At 32.5% G+C, this 20,107-nt stretch carries 15 protein-coding genes; 9 read left to right on the plus strand and 6 right to left on the minus strand.

Annotated features, from left to right (window positions below; all coding sequences use genetic code 11):
- Positions 1-632 precede the first annotated feature (632 nt).
- The 5 genes from BUA46_RS03760 (at position 633) to BUA46_RS03780 (ending at position 8,302) form a co-directional block, all read left to right on the plus strand.
- On the plus strand, positions 633-3,548 hold the full coding sequence (locus tag BUA46_RS03760) for a DUF7467 domain-containing protein (protein WP_143148070.1): 2,916 nt from the start codon (positions 633-635) through the stop codon (positions 3,546-3,548).
- A gap of 168 nt (positions 3,549-3,716) precedes the next feature.
- Positions 3,717-4,827 (plus strand): peptide chain release factor 2 gene (gene prfB / locus BUA46_RS03765; RefSeq protein WP_143148071.1). Its coding sequence is split into 2 segments (ribosomal slippage): positions 3,717-3,779 and positions 3,781-4,827, totalling 1,110 coding nucleotides; the frame shifts between segments, so codons are not numbered across the junction.
- Complete coding sequence (locus BUA46_RS03770; RefSeq protein WP_019387420.1) at positions 4,824-5,441, plus strand: HAD family hydrolase; 618 nt, start codon at positions 4,824-4,826, stop codon at positions 5,439-5,441. The genes prfB and BUA46_RS03770 overlap by 4 nt, the downstream gene beginning before the upstream one ends.
- Positions 5,441-5,782 carry an arsenate reductase (glutaredoxin) gene (arsC, locus tag BUA46_RS03775; RefSeq protein ID WP_019387421.1) on the plus strand — a complete coding sequence of 114 codons (342 nt, stop codon included), beginning with the start codon at positions 5,441-5,443 and terminating at the stop codon, positions 5,780-5,782. The genes BUA46_RS03770 and arsC overlap by 1 nt, the downstream gene beginning before the upstream one ends.
- 90 nt (positions 5,783-5,872) lie before the next feature.
- Entirely contained in the window at positions 5,873-8,302 is a 2,430-nt protein-coding gene (locus BUA46_RS03780) for a TonB-dependent receptor (RefSeq protein WP_019387422.1), read from the plus strand.
- 63 nt (positions 8,303-8,365) lie between these two features.
- Here the strand turns inward: BUA46_RS03780 and BUA46_RS15080 are convergent, their stop codons facing one another.
- Together BUA46_RS15080 and BUA46_RS03785 are read right to left on the minus strand one after the other, a co-directional pair.
- Positions 8,366-8,539, minus strand: a complete 174-nt coding sequence (locus BUA46_RS15080; RefSeq protein WP_019387423.1) for a hypothetical protein — start codon at positions 8,537-8,539, stop codon at positions 8,366-8,368.
- A gap of 103 nt (positions 8,540-8,642) precedes the next feature.
- Positions 8,643-10,241 carry a sensor histidine kinase gene (locus BUA46_RS03785; protein WP_019387424.1) on the minus strand — a complete coding sequence of 533 codons (1,599 nt, stop codon included), beginning with the start codon at positions 10,239-10,241 and terminating at the stop codon, positions 8,643-8,645.
- Positions 10,242-10,386: 145 nt separating this feature from the next.
- Here BUA46_RS03785 and fumC point away from each other — a divergent pair, with 145 nt between their 5' ends.
- Complete coding sequence (gene fumC / locus BUA46_RS03790; RefSeq protein WP_019387425.1) at positions 10,387-11,784, plus strand: class II fumarate hydratase; 1,398 nt, start codon at positions 10,387-10,389, stop codon at positions 11,782-11,784.
- A 151-nt stretch (positions 11,785-11,935) separates the two neighbouring features.
- Here fumC and BUA46_RS03795 read toward each other — a convergent pair whose 3' ends face one another.
- Complete coding sequence (locus BUA46_RS03795) at positions 11,936-12,514, minus strand: Crp/Fnr family transcriptional regulator (protein WP_019387426.1); 579 nt, start codon at positions 12,512-12,514, stop codon at positions 11,936-11,938.
- Positions 12,515-12,906: 392 nt separating this feature from the next.
- Here BUA46_RS03795 and hutI point away from each other — a divergent pair, with 392 nt between their 5' ends.
- Positions 12,907-14,145 carry an imidazolonepropionase gene (gene hutI, locus BUA46_RS03800; protein ID WP_019387427.1) on the plus strand — a complete coding sequence of 413 codons (1,239 nt, stop codon included), beginning with the start codon at positions 12,907-12,909 and terminating at the stop codon, positions 14,143-14,145.
- Between the two features lie 51 nt (positions 14,146-14,196).
- Here hutI and BUA46_RS03805 read toward each other — a convergent pair whose 3' ends face one another.
- Entirely contained in the window at positions 14,197-15,075 is an 879-nt protein-coding gene (locus BUA46_RS03805; protein WP_019387428.1) for a DUF8428 domain-containing protein, read from the minus strand.
- A gap of 117 nt (positions 15,076-15,192) precedes the next feature.
- On the opposite strand from BUA46_RS03805, the gene BUA46_RS03810 reads away from it, so the two are divergent.
- Both BUA46_RS03810 and BUA46_RS03815 read left to right on the plus strand, forming a co-directional pair.
- On the plus strand, positions 15,193-16,212 hold the full coding sequence (locus tag BUA46_RS03810; RefSeq protein ID WP_019387429.1) for a formimidoylglutamase: 1,020 nt from the start codon (positions 15,193-15,195) through the stop codon (positions 16,210-16,212).
- The gene (locus BUA46_RS03815) at positions 16,202-16,660 is read left to right on the plus strand and encodes a GNAT family N-acetyltransferase (RefSeq protein WP_349267054.1); all 459 of its coding nucleotides are present in this window, start codon (positions 16,202-16,204) and stop codon (positions 16,658-16,660) included. The genes BUA46_RS03810 and BUA46_RS03815 overlap by 11 nt, the downstream gene beginning before the upstream one ends.
- Before the next feature lie 56 nt (positions 16,661-16,716).
- Here the strand turns inward: BUA46_RS03815 and BUA46_RS03820 are convergent, their stop codons facing one another.
- Positions 16,717-18,351, minus strand: coding sequence for an isocitrate lyase (locus BUA46_RS03820; RefSeq protein WP_019387430.1), 1,635 nt, complete (start codon positions 18,349-18,351; stop codon positions 16,717-16,719).
- 73 nt (positions 18,352-18,424) lie between these two features.
- Positions 18,425-20,023, minus strand: coding sequence for a malate synthase A (gene aceB / locus BUA46_RS03825; RefSeq protein ID WP_019387431.1), 1,599 nt, complete (start codon positions 20,021-20,023; stop codon positions 18,425-18,427).
- Between the last annotated feature and the right edge of the window lie 84 nt (positions 20,024-20,107).

Here is a 20,107-nt window from a genome sequence, read left to right on the forward strand (position 1 = left end):
CATACAAGTTGTTCTGTAGAAATTGGTCCTGGATCTATTTTCGGAGATTTCTCTGTTATTGGTGGTGCTAGTCGTAATGGTGGCGAATTATGCCCTATATATGATATACTTCCTTCAAATGGCGGTCACTGATTTAAAAGTGCTTTATTAACCTTATGAATAATTAATATAAAAGGTCTGGGATTAATTTCTCAGACCTTTTATATTAATACTATTGAATTAGAAGAAATTATTCTAAAAATCAATAAACCAAAAAGAATAGTACCTTGCTTTTTCTAATAGTTTATTCATACACAAATTAACAAAAAAATTACCTGGTGGTTTTTTTAAAATAAAACTTATTGCTTAAAATAATAAAATTATCATTTCTGATATCTCTAATTGAGCAATAAAAGCACCCGATTAAACAAAATAAAAACAGCCTTTCAACCTTAATTATTTGTATCTCAACTAATAATCGTTATATTTTTTCAATTTAACGAACTAATTAAATTCCTACAGTTACATTTTATAAATTTGTGATAACACTTATTATTTAATTGAGTCATTTACCCTCACATTCTCTTAAAATAGTGACCTTTCATAATTTTAAGTGTCTTAACTAAAATGCTATTAATTAACTAAATTCAATTATGAAAACAAAAATTTTTACTCTTTTAGGGATAGTTTTTCTATTCTTTTCATGCCAAAAGGAATTACTTGATTTACAAGAAGATTCGCTGCAATCATTTTCAATGTCCTCTCAACTTACAGCAAGTTGCGAACCAGACTTTGAATCTCTACATGCTAGTTTACCAAATTCAGTAAGTATTCAAACTACTGCTAACCCTGGTGATGATGCATATTTTGATTTTGATATTTTAAATACAGACTTAGCAGCTACAGGCCTTCAAGGTTGGTGTGGCGATGTTGATGGATATTTAGAAGTTGAAGGGCCTTATGAATTTAATGTGTATTCAAGTTATGAAGATTTTCCAACTGAAGAATTTGAAAATCCACAAAATTTCCCTCTTGTAAACTGGATTCTTAACCAAGATTTTATTGGCAAAGTAAGTTCAATATCAGGAGAAACTTATACTTACGGAATGGTTCAATGGGCTATTTGGGAGCTTTTAGATGACAACAATTGTGTTAATTGTTTTTATTTAACAGGAGATGTTAAGGATGGTTGGAAACAAAATAGGGCTGCCTTAGAAGCAGTAGCTATGGAAATTGTTGATGCTGCTGTTGCAGAAGGGCAAGATTTTAAACCTGGATGTGGCCAACAAGTAGCACTTATGTTTATTGCTAACGAACGTAACCCACTTAATCAAATAATTCAATCAATTATTTACACAGTTGACGTTCCTGAAAAAGAAGAGGATTGTAAAGACTGTGAAGGAAATGTAACCGAATTAGAATTAAAATATAATGGTGACGAAGAAGCTCATATCGTCGTTAAAACTAAAGATGAAGGTGTGAACGGTAGCAAAGTTGTTTTCGAAGGAAACGTTGCCCCTGGAGGCACATTTACTTTTATGGGGAATGATGAAAACGGAACTTTAGGAGAAGAAATAAAAGTTTACGTAGATGGAGACTATGTTAAAATTAAAACGGATTGTTCTGAAGCTATTGGCCCTGGCTTAATAATTGAGGATATTGAAGTTATTAGTGGGAAAAGCTCCAATGGTGCTTATTTATGCCCTATACCTTGTGATGAATGTAAAGGTGGTGTAACTAGCTTTACAGTAGAATATACTGGAAGCAGTCCTGCACAACTTAAAGTTGCACACAAAGATGCTGTATTATTCAATGAAATGATTAATCCTGGACAATTAATTACACTTTCTGGTAGTAAAGATGATGGTACGTTCGAAGAAAATAACTTAATTTTTACCTTAAATGGAACTGCACAAAGTGCACCAGGACATGATGAAGGTGAAATTCACGTAAGTTGTTCTAAACCTTTTTATGTTGGCTTACCAATTGGAGATTCTCTTGTTGTAACAGCTGGAAGAAGTAAGGATAATGGTGAAATGTGTGCCATGAATGAAATGCCTTGTGACGAATGTGATGGTGGTGTAACCAGTTTTACAATGGAATATACAGGGCTTAATAATGCAACATTAAAAGTTGAGCATAAAAATGCAGTGTTATTCAACGCTGTAGTTACGCCTGATCAATTAATTACACTTTCTGGTAGTAAAGATGACGGTAAGTTTGAAGAAAACAACCTAATTATATCTTTAAATGGTGTTGTACTTAGCGCGCCTGAACATGATCCAGGGCAAATTCACGTAAGTTGTTCTAAACCTTTTTATGTAGGATTACCTATTGGTGATAGTTTAGTAGTTACAGCTGGTACGAGTAAAGATAATGGTCCTATTTGTGAAGACATTCCTCCTATGCAACCAGATTGTCAAGAATGTAAAGGCGGTGTTACCAGTTTTACTTTTGAGTATACAGGGAGTGATGCAGAACTTATTGTTAAAGATAAAAATGGAGTATTATGGAGTGGTTCTGTTAGTAATGGACAAGAAATCACTCTTAATGGAAGTAAAGATGATGGGAAGTTTGAAGAAAATGATCTAATGTTCATTTTAAATGGTGTGGCACAAAGTGCACCTGAGCATGATACAGGTAAAATTCATATGAGTTGTTCTAAACCATTTTATGTAGGATTACCAATTGGTAACAATATAGTTGTTACAGCCGGAACTAGTAAAGATAACGGTCCTATATGTGAAAAGAATCCGCCATCAACAAGTGCTGAATGTGACTGCGATGGTAAAATAGTTTCAATGGCTGTAGAATACGGCGGTCCAAATGGTGCAACTGTAACTGTAGGTGCTGATGAAAACGGTAATAATTCAAAAACATTTAACAACGTGCAAACAGGAGAAATTCTTAACGTGACTTTAGGAGATATTGGTAACTGGTGGTATTGGTCTGTAAACGGAAACGTTCAAGGTAGCATTCATACAAGTTGTTCTGATGATATCTTAGGAAATGTAGATGCTGAAAAAAGTGATTTTGGAAATATGGGTACCTATCCAAATCCAGAGTTTGGTAGCAACAATGGTACTTTCCTTGTTGTGATGCATACTGATGATAAAGGAAATACTTGTACACTTGATGGTTATAATGTAGAAGTACTACCAATGGATCCGACTACTCCAGATAGCACTGAATGCGACTGTGATGGTAAAATTGTTAAGATGTCTGTTAAATATGATGGACCTTCTGGAGCTGTAATAGTTGTAACAGGAGACAACGGTGGATCTCAAACTTTTACAAACGTTTCTAAAGGTGATGTAATAACACCAACTTTAGGTGCTGTTGGAAATTGGTGGTACTACACTGTAAATGGAAATTTACAAGCTAGCATTCACACAAGTTGTTCTGATGACATCTTAGGTAATGTAGATGCATCAAAAAGCATTTTTGGTAATCTAGGGTCTTACCCTGACCCTGCCGATGATGATGGTAACAAAAACGACGGAACATTCCTAGTTACAAGTCATACCGATGAAAAAGGAAATACTTGTAGTTTAACAGATGGACACTAAAAATTAGTTGATTTTATAAAAAAGCCTGAGAAATATCTCGGGCTTTTTTTTATAAATTATTCGAAACTATTTTCAATTAATCTATTCCAAATATATCATTGAAATTCACCCACCTATTAAATACTAAATCTAGTTTAATTTTCTATTTTTGTTTAAAACTATTATCAGATGATAACATCAGATCAAATAAAAGATCTCAATACCCGCCTAGATAAGCTAAGGCACTATCTTTGACATAGATGCCAAATTAATAGAAATACAAAACGAAGAAGAACAAACTTTCGACCCAAATTTTTGGAACGACCCAAAAGCTGCAGAAGCTACAATGAAATCGCTTCGTGTGAAGAAAAAATGGGTTCAAGACTACAAAGACCTAAAGACACTTATTGAAGACCTCGAAATTATTTACGAGTTTTTCAAAGAAGGTGAATCGACGCAAGAAGACGTTGAAAACAGATACAACAAAGCATCTTCTCTACTCGAAGATATTGAGTTTAGAAATATGCTTTCCGAAGAAGGCGATAGTTTAAGCGCAGTATTACAAATTACCGCAGGTGCTGGAGGTACAGAAAGTTGCGATTGGGCTAGCATGCTTATGCGTATGTATTTAATGTATGCCGAAAAAAGTGGATTTAAAGTTAAAGAGCTAAACTTTCAAGAAGGAGACGTCGCAGGTATCAAAACCGTTACTTTAGAGATTGAAGGCGATTTTGCTTTTGGATGGTTAAAAGGAGAAAATGGCGTACATCGATTGGTACGAATTTCGCCTTTTGATAGTAATGCAAAACGTCATACTAGTTTTGCCTCTGTTTATGTTTATCCACTTGTTGATGACACTATTGAAATTGAAATTAACCCTGCTGATATAGAAATTACAACAGCACGTTCTAGCGGTGCTGGAGGACAAAATGTTAATAAGGTAGAAACCAAAGTACAGTTACTCCACAAACCAACGGGTATTCAAATTCAATGTTCTGAAACACGCTCTCAGCATGATAATAGATCCAGAGCCATGCAAATGTTAAAGTCGCAATTGTACGAAATAGAACTTCAAAAACAAATGTCGCAACGAGAAGATATTGAAGCAGGCAAAATGAAGATTGAATGGGGAAGCCAAATTAGAAATTATGTGATGCATCCTTACAAATTAGTTAAAGATGTAAGAACAGGTCATGAAACAGGCAATGTTGATGCGGTAATGGACGGATATATTGACGAGTTTTTAAAATCGTATTTAATGATGATGGGACAAAAAGTAGAAGACGATAACCAACTATGAAACAAATAGATACCATTATTTTTGATCTTGGTGGCGTTTTAATCGATTGGAATCCTGAATACTTATATTTAAAAGTCTTTAATGGTAATCGCGAAAAAATGCAGTGGTTCTTCGATAACATTTGCACTAGCGATTGGAATGAAAACCAAGACGCAGGGTATCCTCTAGCTCAAGCTACAGAAGACAGAGTTTTGCTTTTTCCTGAATATGAAAATGAAATTCGTATGTTTTATGGTCGATGGGTAGAAATGTTGGCTGGAGAAATTACAGGAACTGTGACTATTTTAAAAAAACTAGTTGAGAGTAGAAACTATAAAGTTGTTGCACTAACCAATTGGAGTGCTGAAACATTCCCTATTGCATTAGAGCGTTTCGATTTTTTACAATGGTTTGAAGGTATAGTGGTTTCAGGAGAAGAAAAAACTAGAAAACCCTTTGATGCCATTTTCAATTTAACCTTAAACAGATTCAATATAAAAGCTGAAAACTCGATTTTTATTGATGACAATCTCAGAAATATTGAAGCCGCTAAAAAACTAGGCATAAACGGATTACTATTTGAATCTCCAGACAAACTCTACAAACAGTTACTAACATTTAATATTTATTTATAATGATAAAAATTTACCACAACAACAGATGCCGTAAATCTCGTGCTGGACTTGAAATTGTAGAAAATTCAGGGAAAGATTTTGAAATTATTAAATATTTAGATGAAGTTCCGAGTGTTGCAGAATTAAAAAAAATCATCAAACTACTAAAAATAAATCCTATAGATTTAGTTAGAAAAAATGAAGCTGTATGGAAAGAAAACTTTAAAGGTAAAACCTTGAGCGACAACGTTATTGTTAAAGCCATGGTTGAAAATCCAAAGCTTATTGAACGTCCTATTGTTATTAATGGTGATAAAGCAGTTGTTGGGAGACCACCTGAACTTATTTCTACTATCTTATAACGGTTCTAAACAATTTGCATTAACATAACTTTAACCTAAGACCACTAAACCTTAGCGTAAATTTGCTGTCTAAATGTTTAAACATCATTCATGACTCAAAAATACACGCTTCTATTGTTAATTTTCTTTTTATTCACGGGCTTTACTTTTGCTCAAAGAGCTGAAATTAAAGAAGTAAAAATATCAGGAAATGTAATTGATAAAGAGACGAAACTTCCTTTGGAATATGCAACTATCGCATTTTTCAATAAAAATCAAAATAAAATAGTAACTGGTGGAATAACCAATGCGAAAGGCGATTTTAATATTCCGGTCCCAACGGGAACTTATGACATTACCATTGAATACATTTCATTCAAAACCATTACAATACCCAATAAAATTATATCAAAAAATGAAAATTTAGGTGTTTTTTCTTTAGAAATTAATGCTGAAACTTTAGCTGAAGTTGAAATTATTGCAGAAAAAACAACTGTTGAAATAAAGCTTGATAAAAAGATTTACAATGTTGGAAAAGATTTAACAGTAAGTGGAGGAAATGTAAGTGATGTTTTAGATAACGTTCCATCCGTTTCAGTAGATGCTGATGGCAATGTTGCCTTAAGAGGTAATGACAATGTGCGTATACTTATAAACGGTAAACCTTCTGGATTGGTTGGACTTAATTCTACAGAAGCACTCAAGCAATTACCCGCAGAAGCTATTGATAAAGTAGAAGTAATCACTTCACCTTCAGCTAGATATGAAGCCGAAGGAACTGCAGGAATATTAAATATTATATTGCGAAGAAGTAAGCTACAAGGCTTAAACGGTTCAGTTACCGCTAATGTTGGACATCCTGATGCTGCTGGAATATCAGGAAATATAAATTATAGAACTGGTAATATAAACCTATTCAATACAACTTCTTATAGATACCAAGAAACTATAGGAAGATGGTATAACGATGTAAAATATTTTGACGATAATACACCAGATTTAGATGAAAAACGCGATTGGTTAGATATTAGAAAAGGCATTACGACAAATACAGGTATTGAATGGTATATAAACGACTCCGCTTCATTAACAACATCTGTAGTTTATCGCGATAATAATTCTGAAAACAACTCTGTAAATAAACTCGTTCAGTTCAATAAAATTACGAATACTACGAGTGAAAGTGAACGAAAAGATCCAGAAAAGGAAGAAGATAAAACAATTCAATATGCTTTAAATTTCACAAAGAACTTCGAGGCTAGCGACCATAAATTAACGTTCGACTTTCAATATGAAGATTCAAATGAAGACCTGAATTCTTTAATTTCAATTGATGGTATAGAGTCTGAAATAATAACCACGCTTGAAGATCAATCTAATATCCTCTTACAATCTGATTATGTTGTACCTATTGGAGAAAAGAGCCAGATAGAACTTGGTTATCGAGGAGATTTCACAACAAGATCTACAGATTTTGAAGTGTCTCTCTTAGATCCAGAATCTGGTAATTTTGAAATAAATAACAATCTTACAAATCTCTTTAATTTTAAGCAATACAACACTGCTGTTTACACGCAATTTGGGAGTAAAATTGACAAGTTTTCGTATTTAATTGGGCTTAGATTTGAAAATACCAGAATTACACTAGACCAACCTACTACGGGCGATTTTAGCAGAAAAAAAATTAACGGATTATTTCCAACTGTAAATATAAATTATGAAATGAGTGATTCTCAAAGTTTCACCATAGGCTATAACAGAAGAATTAGAAGACCTAGAGGTTTTATGCTTAACCCCTTCCCTTCTCGCTCTAGTATAACCAACGTATTTCAAGGAAATCCAGACTTAAATCCAACCTTCTCAAGTACTTTTGAAATTGGGTATTTAAATAAATTAGATAAACTAACTATTTCTTCATCAATCTATTATTCTCATTCAACAGAAGTTATGACTTTTGCCAGTAGAACAACCGATGAAACTGTTATTGTTGATGGTGAAGAATTTCCAGTTATAGCAAGAGGACCTATTAATTTAGGCGAGGATATACGCTATGGTTTTGAGTTGAATTTAAATTACAGCCCAACAAGAAAATGGCGTGTTAATACCGATTTTAATATTTATAAATTTGAACGCGAAGGCGAATTTAATGGCGTTGACTTAAGTGCTAACAACCTAACTTGGAGAGCGAGACTTACAAATAAATTTACTTTACCGTACGATATTGATTGGCAAACAAATATAAATTTTAGAGGGCCTAGTCAAGATGCTCAAAATGATAGAAAAGGTATCATTTCAACTAATTTAGCATTTAGTAAAGATTTTCTTAAAGAAAAAGCGTCTATAGCTTTTAATGTAAGAGACCTTTTTAATACGGCATTTTTTAGCAATGATATTACCGCAGAAACATTTACTGCCTATCAAGAAATTCAATTTAGAGGTGGTCGTACATTCAATCTGGCATTTACTTATAGATTCAACCAAAAGAAAAAGCGCGAGCGCCAAGGTGGATTTGATGGTGGTGATGGCGGCATGGATATGTAAAATAAACCCATAAAAAAAAGGAAGCTAAATTAGCTTCCTTTTTTTTATATCTGTAATTATGTTTTATTCTTGACGCTTAGCCTTCTTCTCTTCTTTAATTTCTTTTAATCTTTCTATTAAAGAACCTCCTATCCAATAAGGAATAACAAAAGTTAATAAAAAAATCATTAACCAAAAACCTATTGTTAAAATAGTTAAAAACGCTAAAAAACCTAAATACTGGTCAAATTCAAACATAATAAATTTTATCTTTTAATAATCTTGCACAAAGATAGTACAAAGCCGTGTGTTATACAATATCAATTTAAAAATTATTAACATGTATTTGTTAATAGTCTGGTTATTCTTTAAAACTCGGCTGAAGCGGATTAAAGTAAATTTTAAACGTACTTAAATTATCATTTGAATATTCTATTTTACCTTGAAGTTGCTCGGTTAAAATAACAATAAGTTGTACTCCAAGAGATTTTGAAGAATTAAAATCATAGTTTTCTGGAAGTCCAGGACCACTATCTGAATATACTAAAACATAAAAATCAGGATCTTTGAGTATTGAAATGTTTAAAGAATTAACAACATCCTCTTTAAAAGCATATTTGTATGAGTTTGTTACTAATTCATTTATAATCAAACCAAGATTAGAAGTAGTATCTCCATCAAATATTAAATTACTGTCAATATTAATAGTCTTATTTAAAGTCAATTCATCAGACTTCACCGTACGTTCTACAAAATTTATTAATTGTTCCAAGTACTCTTTTGTACTTATATCCTTCAGAGAAGAACTTCCGTAAAGTTTTTCATGCACTAGGGCCATAGAATTAATTCTATTTTTACTTTGTTCTAATGCGGTTTTAACTTTAGCATCATTACTCTCATCTTGCTGCAAAGTCAATATTCCAGAAATCATTTGCATATTATTTTTTACCCTATGATGTATTTCCTTAATAAGCGTTTGAATTTTTGATAAATTCTTTTCCAATTCTACATTCTGAATACTAATTTCTTCGTTTGCAATTTTTAAATTTTTATTAAGTCTTTCGTTTTTTGAAAATTGATTATAAATAATTATAACTAAAAAGAAGATGATGAAATACCACAAATACGCCAAAAATCCAATGGTATTATTTAAGCTAGGTTTGTGTTTATAAGAACTCCCTACCTTTAATTTTAAATTAAAAACATTAATGTCCGAATAGATATAATCTTCCTCGTTTACATTAAAATTTTTATAATACTCAAAATCTTTGTCCACATTATATATAGGGGAACCATCGAAATAGGCTTCTCTTGTTAAATCTATACTATCTTTAACAATAAACTTGTGCACAAATTCCTCGCTATTGCTACCTTCATAAAAATAATCAAGTAAATATTTAGCATTTATAATTGGCGTAAAATATCCTAAGGTATTGTTATTATTGTCTCGTGCTGAAAAATTAAAAGGGAACCCTACCCAACCTTCTCTTAAATTTATTGGTGTAAATAAACTTATATCTTCAGACAACATGAGCTTATTTAATTCGTCTAGTCTTTCATTATCTACAAAATCTTTTACAGAAACGCCTTTTATACCAAGAGGATCTATTTCTTCAGGAGTTATAACATATTTAAAAACATGAGTGGTATCTATATAATTTATTATTATTGAACTGTCAAAATGTATTTCATCTAATAGATCATTCAAATAAGTTTGAAGTTCAACTTCTGACGGAAACGATGTACTATTTTTGGTATAACTTTTTAACGAAGAAACTAAAGCCGCATAGACCTCAATCCCGGCGCGCGCACGTATCATAGCATCGGAATGTGTTTTACTAAGCGTGTCATCAATCTTTTTTCTCTCTAATTCGTAATAAGATGAAATAAATTGATTTAAAAACAACAAACCAATGAGTAAAATTATAGTAATAATAATATGATACTTATTTATTTTCATGAATTAGATTGCTAATTATAGCAAAAGTTAGCCAAATATTAATTCTTCAAAGATAAGCGAATCTTTTAATTTAAAAGTTCATTTATAATTGTTATAACATCCCAAAAATTGTAATTTTGTGTTTGTATTTAATCTTCAAAACATCATGAGTTACAGAATAGAAAAAGACACCATGGGCGAGGTAAAAGTCCCAGCCGATAAACTATGGGGAGCGCAAACGGAACGCTCTAGAAACAATTTTAAAATAGGCCCATCTGCTTCTATGCCTTTAGAAATTGTTTATGGATTTGCATACCTAAAAAAAGCTGCTGCTTATACCAATTGTGAATTAGGAGTACTTCCTATTGAAAAAAGAGATTTAATTGCACAAGTATGTGATGAAATTTTAGAAGGAAAACACGACGATCAATTTCCGTTAGTTATTTGGCAAACGGGTTCTGGAACACAAAGTAACATGAACGTGAATGAGGTTATCGCTAACAGAGCGCATCAAATAGCAGGAAAGGTTATTGGTGAAGGCGAAAAAACCATTCAACCAAATGATGACGTGAATAAATCGCAATCTTCAAATGATACCTTTCCAACAGGCATGCATATTGCAGCTTACAAGAAAATGGTGGAGACAACAATCCCTGGTGTTAAAAAATTACGAAATACACTTAACGAGAAATCTATAGCATTTAAAAATGTAGTAAAAATAGGTAGAACACACCTTATGGATGCAACTCCTTTAACTTTAGGTCAAGAAATATCAGGTTACGTTGCACAATTAGATCATGGCTTAAGAGCGCTTGAAAACACCTTGGCGCATTTAAGTGAACTAGCTCTAGGAGGTACTGCAGTAGGAACCGGTTTAAATACACCAAAAGGTTACAGTAAACGCGTAGCTGAATATATTGCAAAATTTACCGGATTACCATTTGTAACTGCACCTAACAAGTTTGAGGCTTTGGCAGCACATGATGCTTTAGTTGAAACTCATGGCGCTCTAAAACAATTAGCAGTATCCTTAAATAAAATAGCTAATGATATACGTATGATGGCCTCTGGTCCACGTTCAGGAATTGGCGAAATAACTATTCCTGCCAACGAACCAGGAAGTTCTATTATGCCTGGTAAAGTAAACCCAACCCAGTGTGAAGCTTTAACCATGGTTTGCGCGCAAGTTATGGGTAATGATGTTGCTGTATCTGTTGGTGGTTTACAAGGTCATTATGAATTAAATGTATTTAAGCCTGTAATGGCGGCAAACGTTTTACAATCGGCCCAACTTATTGGTGACGCTTGTGTGAGTTTTGAAGAACATTGTGCCATTGGTATTGAACCGAATTATGACGTTATTACGAAACTATTAAATAACTCATTAATGCTGGTAACGGCATTAAATACAAAAATAGGTTACTATAAAGCCGCAGAAATCGCAAACACTGCCCACAAAAATGGTACAACCTTAAAAGAAGAAGCTATTAATTTAGGTTATGTAACAGCCGAAGAATACGATGCTTGGGTAAAACCTGAGGAAATGGTTGGAAGCCTAAAATAAAATTAAGTTTCAAGAATTATTTAAAAAGACAGGTAAAATTAATTTGCCTGTCTTTTTGGTTGGTTAGCTATTAACTCTTGTAAATTGTAATTTATAAGAAACCATGTAAATATATAACTAACGAAATTATCTTGAATTAACATTTGTTAAATTATTCAAGTTTTTTTCTTATCCTGCTTAGTTGCACTGGTGTTATACCCAAATAAGATGCGATATGATACTGTGGTATTAACTCATCAACACCTGGTACTTGCTTTTTTAATTGTAAGTATCTATCGGTAGCATTTAACGAAATCAATTCTACTAATCGCTTCTCATATGCCATATATACAGTTTCTAAAACTTTAGAATATAACATATTTAAGGATTCGTTTTTGTTACATAATGCCATCAATTTGTAATAATCAATTTCATAAACCTCGCAATCGCTAAGTGCTTCAAAAACAAATAACGAAGGCTTTTTTTGAATTAATGCGGCAACGGGTCCCGCAAAACTAATAGGCAAATAAAAACTTTTGTTAAACTCCTTACCAGATTCAGTAATCAAAAAACAACGCAACATACCTGAAACCAGCATGTATACTTTAGAAGGAACTTCACCCAACTTTACAAGCTGTGTGCCTTCTTTAATTGTTTTAAATTCTGTAATGTTTAAAAGCTCTTGAACAAGTTCTTCTGGTATATTACTGAAAGAATTTAAAAACTCATAATGAGATTCATTATAGTTCATATAATATTTGGTTTATAAAAATCTGAATACAAAATATTATCGCATGCAGAAATAATATCAATACAAATGCTAATTCACTTGATTGATTTATTGGTTAGGGTTAATCAAAGATGACAAAATAATAGTATTTCTTTTTAATTTGATTAAAAATTCTATCACTAGCCAATAAAATTGTTTAGTTGCATACCGATATTGATTTTTTAAACCACTTATAATGATATCTTTATAAAAAATACAATCGCAATAGTTAGTCATTGAGTGCAAAGTGCATTTCATCGAATTTTTAAATTCAAGTAATAATTAACTTTCAATATTCATTTAATTAAGGCTATTTCCGCTTATCTAATTTATTGTGATTAAATTTATAGCTCAATTTCAAATTTTAGAAATTCATGTCGTTATTAATAATTAATATCAAATCACTAATTCAAGTGAGGAACCAGAATGTTTTAAAAGTTTCTGGCGAAGAAATGAAACATTTACCAACTATTGAAAATGCTTTCCTTTACATTGAAAATGATAAAATTGTTGATTATGGCAGTATGGAAAACTGTAAAAATATTAAAGTTTCAAAAACCATTGATGCGTTGGGTAAAATAGTAATGCCCACTTGGTGTGACTCACACACGCATATTGTATATGCAGGCAATAGAGAACAAGAATTTGTAGACAGAATTAAAGGATTAAGTTACACCGAAATTGCCAACCGTGGTGGTGGTATATTAAACTCTGCTAAAACGCTGCAAAATACTAGTGAAGACGATTTATACCAACAATCTATACAACGAATTAAAAATGTAATAAAATTAGGAACTGGAGCATTAGAAATAAAATCTGGTTACGGATTAACAGTGGAATCTGAGCTTAAAATGCTGCGGGTTATAAAACGGATAAAAGAACATTATCCACTTAAAATTAAAGCAACTTTTCTAGGAGCACATGCCTTTCCTGAATCATATTTAAAAGACAAACAAGGCTATATTGATTTAATTATCAATAAAATGCTGCCTAAAATTGCCAATGAAAATTTAGCAGACTTTATAGATGTTTTTTGTGAAAAGGGATATTTTTCTTTAGACGACACCGATGCTATTTTAACAGCTGGTAAGCAATATGGATTAATTCCGAAAATACATGTCAATCAATTTAATGCCTTTGGCGGAGTCGCACTTGGAGTTAAACACAATGCATTATCTGTAGATCATTTAGAAGAATTAAACCAAGACGATATAGATGCCTTAAAAGGCAGTGATACTATGCCTGTAGCACTTCCCTCCTGCTCGTATTTTTTAAGTATTCCATATACACCAGCAAGACAAATTATTGATTCTGGTCTGCCGTTAGCTTTGGCTACCGATTATAACCCAGGTTCAACACCAAGTGGGAATATGAATTTTGTAGTAAGTACGGCTTGTATTAAAATGAAAATGACACCAGAAGAAGCCATAAATGCTGCTACTATAAATGGCGCGTATGCCATGGGTATTTCTAACGAATACGGCAGTATTACCAAAGGCAAAATTGCCAATTTAATAATTACCAAACCAGTACCTAGTTATAATTATTTACCATATTCGTTTGGTGAAAATAATATTGAAACCGTGATTATTAACGGCGAAGTTATAACATAAAAAAACCCCAAACTAAGTTCGAGGTTTTTAATTTTAAGTGTTATAATAGATTTACTTTAAAGTAAATTCTGAACTAGATACTAAATCTTTTTCATTAAATATGTTTACAATATAACGCCCTTTTTCAAAGTCGCTTTTAGAAGTTACAAACTCACAAACATTAAGGCTTGTACTTTCGTAATTAAATTTACTAATTGTACTGTAGTTTAAAGTTTTTTCACCAAAAGTAACTTGCTCATTTAAACCTAAAGTATTGTTTTTAGGGTCGATAACTTGAACATATAATTCTTGATCTCCTGGTTGAACTAAAGTATTCTTAGCAACCGTAAAACAAACTCTAATTTTATCTGTTCTTCCAGCTCTTTCTGTTGGAATTAATTTTCCAGAGGTTCTTTCAATAACTCCAAATCCTTTTAATCCAACTGTATTCAATATTGAAGCGTTTTCAACCACTTCAGCTAAAGCATTGTTTTGTACTAATAAAGAATCTGTAAAAATAGTACGCTCTTCTAAACGAACACGAGTACTGTCTAAAGAAGTAGCTAAATACGAATTCTCAACTCTCAATGAATCGTTTTGAGCTAACAAAACATCCATTTCTTTTTGTAAAGCTTGGTACTTGCTCTTGTATCTCCACAAACTTTTAACGTTAGTTTCAGAAATTTTTAAAGAGTCAATTAATCCTTGAATTCTAGCTCTTGCTTCAATTAAATTTGAATTAGCCACTTCGTTTTCACCAATAGCATCATCATATTGTTTTGCCATTGCGTTTAAATCATTCATTACTAATTGCTTCTCTGCTGTAAGCTCGTTTTGAACTTTCTTACTACTACTGTATAAATTCATAGTATAAAATCCAGTTGCTAAAAATAAAACTAGTGCAATACCTAATCCTACTTTAAGTCCAGTGTTACTTTTGTTGCCTTCCATAATTATTTGTTTTTAATGTTTGTTAAGGTTAATTTAATTTTTGTTTTATTTAATTGTTTGTTTTAATAATATAAATAAATAATGATGTATTTTTAATAATCAAAATTTATTTATTTTATGGATAAACTAGTATTATTTAACAATATTACGCGAAATAAATTATTAAACAAGCGATCTGGTGAATCCAAATTTGGCCAACACGTTCAAATATTAACCAATTTCACTAACATATACGTTCAACTTAAAAGTTTAGATGTTGCTTATGTAATTTTAGGCCTACCAGAGGATGTTGGTGTATTTGCAAATCACGGTAAAACAGGAACTGCAAAGGCTTGGAACGCAACCCTTAAAGTTTTGTTAAACATTCAAAGCAATGAGTTTACAAGGGCTAACAAGGTTTTAATATTGGGGCATTTAGACTTCCATAAAGAGCAACTAGAGCTTTCAAAATTAAATTCTACCAAAAAAAAAGATGTTTTAAAGGCCCGAGAAATAGTTGCAAAAATTGACGATTTTGTTACACATGTGGTGCATCAAATTATAAAAGCTGGAAAAAAACCGATTATAATTGGTGGTGGACATAATAATGCATACGGAAATATAAAAGGATCTTCTTTAGCCTTCGGAAAACCAATTAATGCTATTAATATAGATGCACATTCTGATTTTAGAGATGAAGAAGGCAGGCACAGTGGAAACGGATTTAGTTATGCTTACACGGAAGGGTTCTTAGGCAAGTATTTTATTTTTGGATTACATGAAAACTATACTTCAAATAAGATTTTTAAAGTGTTGAATGATTTAAAATCAATTGAATATAACACATTCGATGCTTTGGAAATTAGAAACGAACTGAAATACAAAAGAGAACTGGAACGGGCCTTATTACATGTTTCTGAAGGTTTATTTGGAATTGAAATTGACTGTGATGCTATTGAAAACATGCCGAGTAGCGCTATGACACCAAGTGGTTTCAGTGTCACTAAAACAAGAAAATTATTGAGCCATTTTGCAAAGCATGAACATGCCATATATTTGCATATTTGTGAAGCTTCTCCATCTAAAAAATCGGCTTTACAAGTAGGTAAGTTAATCACCTATTTAATTACAGATTTTATTAAAGCTAATGACAATTAATATTATTCATTTTGAACCCCAATATTCAAAAAAATTCTATGAGCTAAACAGAGAATGGTTAGAAACCTTTTTTGTGGTAGAACCTTATGATGAAGAGGTGCTAAGTAAGCCCCAAAAGTATATTATAGACAAAGGCGGGCATATTTTTTTCGCAAAACTAGACGATGCAATTGTTGGCACCGTAGCATTAATGCCAATGAACAATTCAAAAGAATTTGAATTAACAAAAATGGCTGTTTCTCCAAATTATCGCGGTAAAAAAATCGGACAACAAATGATGCAATATTGTATTGATTTTGCCAAAGATAAAAACATTCCAAAACTGATAATTAATTCGAGTAGAAAGTTAAAAATGCTATCTATATCTACAAAAAATATGGTTTTGTTGAAATTCCTGTTGAAGCCAATTGCCCATATATTAGATGTGATATTAAAATGGAAAATATGATATAAAAAAAGCACTCCTAAAGGGAGTGCTTCTTCAAATTCACGGAAGTTCTTTAACTAAGCCACAACTCCAAGTTTTTCTTTTATCTTGGTTTTAGTAGTCGTTTTTACTTCAAATTGATTCGATGTATTCTTTGTCCCACCTGCTTTTAAAGCCTTTTCTCCAGCAAAAAATGTTTTGTGGTCATCCCCTAGATCAGATCCAGCCATTCTTTGATGTTTTACACAAGAAACACCTTTGCGAATTTCTTGTCTTTGAACTTCTTTTACGTAGGCGAGCATACCATCTTCACCAAAATAACCTTCTGTTAAATCACTCATGTGCAATGCGGTTGTATGATATGTTGGTAATGTTATCAAATGATGAAAAATACCAGCATCTCGCGCTCCATCGTTCTGGAAGGATTTAATCTTTCGGTCTGCGCGAAAACTTAATTCTGAATTGTCGTATTCGGCATCCATTAAATTATTTCTATCATAAGCTGTCATATTTTCGCCCTCTGCAAGCATTTCATGATACGCTTGATTTCGGAAATTTAAAGTCCAGTTAAATGATGGCGAGTTGTTATAAACCAATTTTGCATTAGGAATTACTTCTCTTATTCGATTTACCATATGTGCAATTTGTTTTACATCTGGCGTTGGTGTTTCAATCCATAATAGGTCTGCACCATTTTGCAGACTTGTAACACAATCTAAAACCACACGATCTATATTAGAGCCATCTTTAAATTTGTACAACCCATTTGGTAATCTAACTGGTCGCACTAATTTACCATCCCTTTTAAGTAGAACATCATCTTCTCGAGCATCATTTATTCCTATTTCTTCAGCTTCAACAAAAGCCAAATACTTTGAAGCTAAATCTCCAGGTTCTTGACTAACCGGAAGTTTCTGTGTAAGACCTGCACCTTCCGAATCTGTTCGAGCAACTATAACGCCATCTTCAACACCTAACTCTAAAAAGGCGTATCTAACGGCATTTAATTTTGCAATAAAATCTTCGTGAGGCACGGTTACCTTACCATCTTGATGCCCACATTGTTTCGCATCAGATACTTGGTTTTCAATTTGAATAGCACAAGCCCCAGCTTGAATCATTTTTTTGGCAAGTAAGTAAGTGGCTTCCTCATTTCCAAAACCTGCATCAATATCTGCGATTATAGGAACTATATGTGTTTCAAAATTATCTATTAGGTCTTGTACATCTTCTCCTTGCTCTAATCTTCGAAATAAATCATTCAACTCGATAGCATCAGCTTGTCTTAAAAAATCATAGATTTCTTCAATTAAGCTCGGAACTGCCGTTTTTTCATGCATTGATTGATCTGGCAATGGACCGAATTCAGAACGTAATGCCGCAACCATCCAACCAGATAGATACAAATATCTCTTGCTAGTGGTTTTATGATGCTTTTTTACAGCAATCATATTTTGTTGCGCCACAAATCCATGCCAGCATCCTAATGACTGTGTATAGTTTGAAGAATCGGCATCATAAGCTGCCATGTCTGCTCTCATAATTGCGGCATTATACTTGGCAATATCTAGTCCCGTTTTAAAACGGTTTTGTGCAACCATTCTCGCTGCATTTTCTGGGTTTATTGCATCCCATGTATTTCCATACTTTTCTTTAAGATTTCTTACAGTTTGTAATGCAGAACTGTAATTTGATTGTGCTAAATTTTTCATAATTTTGCGATACGTTATTTAATATTAATAATGAGATCCTGTTGATTGTTCCAGCAATCGCAGGATTGTTTTTTTAAATGTGTAGGTATGCCGGAAGCGTGAGAAACTCTTCAAAATCTTCAGCAGTAACTAGTTTTTTAAATAAATTAATAGCCAGTTTAAACTTGGTGTTTTGTATTCGGTCTCCACCTACTTCTTTAATGATTTTTTCTATTTCATCATCAAATATTTCAGCAAACAGGGCATCGTTAAATGTTCGTCCATCTTCTAATTTAACTTCGTTTTTTAACCATTGCCAGACTTGGGTTCTAGAAATTTCGGCAGTTGCGGCATCTTCCATTAAATTATAAAGCGCAACAGCGCCATAGCCTCGCAACCAAGCTTCTGTGTATAAAATACCAACATTAATGTTTTTTCTAATACCAGCTTCTGTTACCGTTCCTAATGGTAATTCAACCAAATCTTCTTTATCAATTTTTACATCATCTCTCGAAATATGCAACTGGTTTGGGGTTTTCATATACTTATTAAATTCTTGCATTGCCACAGGAACTAAATCTGGGTGTGCCACCCAAGTTCCATCATGACCATTTTTTACTTCTCGCTCTTTGTCTTTTCGTACTTTTTCTAAAGCAATGGTATTAGCCTGTTCGTTGTTTTTTATAGGAATCTGAGCCGCCATACCACCTATGGCAAGAATACCTCTTTTATGGCAACGTTGAATGACTAGTTTTGAATACGCTTCCATAAAAGGCGTTGTCATAGTAACTTGATCTCGATTAGGCACTACAAAATTGTCGTGATTTCTAAATTTTTTGATGTATGAGAAAATATAATCCCAACGGCCACAATTCAATCCTACAATATGATCTTTTAACTCATAAATAATTTCATCCAACTGAAAACTTGCAGTAATAGTTTCAATCAACACCGTAGCTTTAAAAGTGCCCTGAGGAACTTCTAGATATTCTTGAGCGAATTCAAAAACTTCATTCCACCAACGTGCCTCTAAATAGTGCTCTAACTTTGGAAGGTAAAAATAAGGTGCCGTATTATTTTCTAAAATGATTTTTGTGTTATGAAATACATATAAACCAAAATCAACTAAACTCCCCGATGCTTCCTCATTATTTATAATTATATGTCTTTCATTTAAGTGCAAACCCCTAGGGCGCACAATTAAAACCGCAGTTTCAGGATTTAATTCATAATTTTTACCGCGTTTTAAATCTTGTAATGATATTGTTTTTTTATTAGCGTCTAAAAGATTTTGCTGACCTTCAATTGTATTTTCCCAAGTTGGAGAGTTACTATCCTCGAGGTCTGCCATAAAGGTTTTAGCACCAGAGTTGAGTGCATTAATAATCATTTTTCTATCAACAGGCCCCGTAATCTCAACACGTCTATCTTGTAAATCATGAGGTATATTACCTGCAACCCAATCACCTTCTCTTACGGTTTTCGTTTCTGATGGAAAATCTGGAAAGTGTCCTTTATCAAAAAATCTTTGCGTAATTTTTCTCTTTTCTAATAATTCTAAACGGACCGAATTAAACTTTTCATGTAAAGCGGTTAAAAATTCGAAGGCTTCATCAGTTAAAATTTCAGGATAATAATTCCTTACTTCTTTAGAAAACTGAATTTTGGTTTGTTTCAATACTGTATTTTCCATGACTTAAATATTTTGTTGGAACAATATTAAAACAAAAAAATGTAAAAAACAAGCGAACGTTCGCTAAAAATTAATATTCGCAAT

This window comes from Algibacter luteus, assembly GCF_900141715.1.
Taxonomy (GTDB): Bacteria; Bacteroidota; Bacteroidia; order Flavobacteriales; family Flavobacteriaceae; genus Arenitalea; species Arenitalea lutea.

Coding starts and splice junctions, on each gene's coding strand:
- BUA46_RS03815 (WP_349267054.1), top strand. CDS start 16,202: ATGACAATTAATATTATTCATTTTGAACCCCAATATTCAAAAAAATTC.
- BUA46_RS03820 (WP_019387430.1), bottom strand. CDS start 18,351: ATGAAAAATTTAGCACAATCAAATTACAGTTCTGCATTACAAACTGTA.
- fumC (WP_019387425.1), top strand. CDS start 10,387: ATGAGTTACAGAATAGAAAAAGACACCATGGGCGAGGTAAAAGTCCCA.
- BUA46_RS03770 (WP_019387420.1), top strand. CDS start 4,824: ATGAAACAAATAGATACCATTATTTTTGATCTTGGTGGCGTTTTAATC.
- hutI (WP_019387427.1), top strand. CDS start 12,907: ATGTCGTTATTAATAATTAATATCAAATCACTAATTCAAGTGAGGAAC.
- BUA46_RS03780 (WP_019387422.1), top strand. CDS start 5,873: ATGACTCAAAAATACACGCTTCTATTGTTAATTTTCTTTTTATTCACG.
- aceB (WP_019387431.1), bottom strand. CDS start 20,023: ATGGAAAATACAGTATTGAAACAAACCAAAATTCAGTTTTCTAAAGAA.
- BUA46_RS03805 (WP_019387428.1), bottom strand. CDS start 15,075: ATGGAAGGCAACAAAAGTAACACTGGACTTAAAGTAGGATTAGGTATT.
- BUA46_RS03785 (WP_019387424.1), bottom strand. CDS start 10,241: ATGAAAATAAATAAGTATCATATTATTATTACTATAATTTTACTCATT.
- arsC (WP_019387421.1), top strand. CDS start 5,441: ATGATAAAAATTTACCACAACAACAGATGCCGTAAATCTCGTGCTGGA.
- BUA46_RS03760 (WP_143148070.1), top strand. CDS start 633: ATGAAAACAAAAATTTTTACTCTTTTAGGGATAGTTTTTCTATTCTTT.
- BUA46_RS03810 (WP_019387429.1), top strand. CDS start 15,193: ATGGATAAACTAGTATTATTTAACAATATTACGCGAAATAAATTATTA.
- BUA46_RS15080 (WP_019387423.1), bottom strand. CDS start 8,539: ATGTTTGAATTTGACCAGTATTTAGGTTTTTTAGCGTTTTTAACTATT.
- BUA46_RS03795 (WP_019387426.1), bottom strand. CDS start 12,514: ATGAACTATAATGAATCTCATTATGAGTTTTTAAATTCTTTCAGTAAT.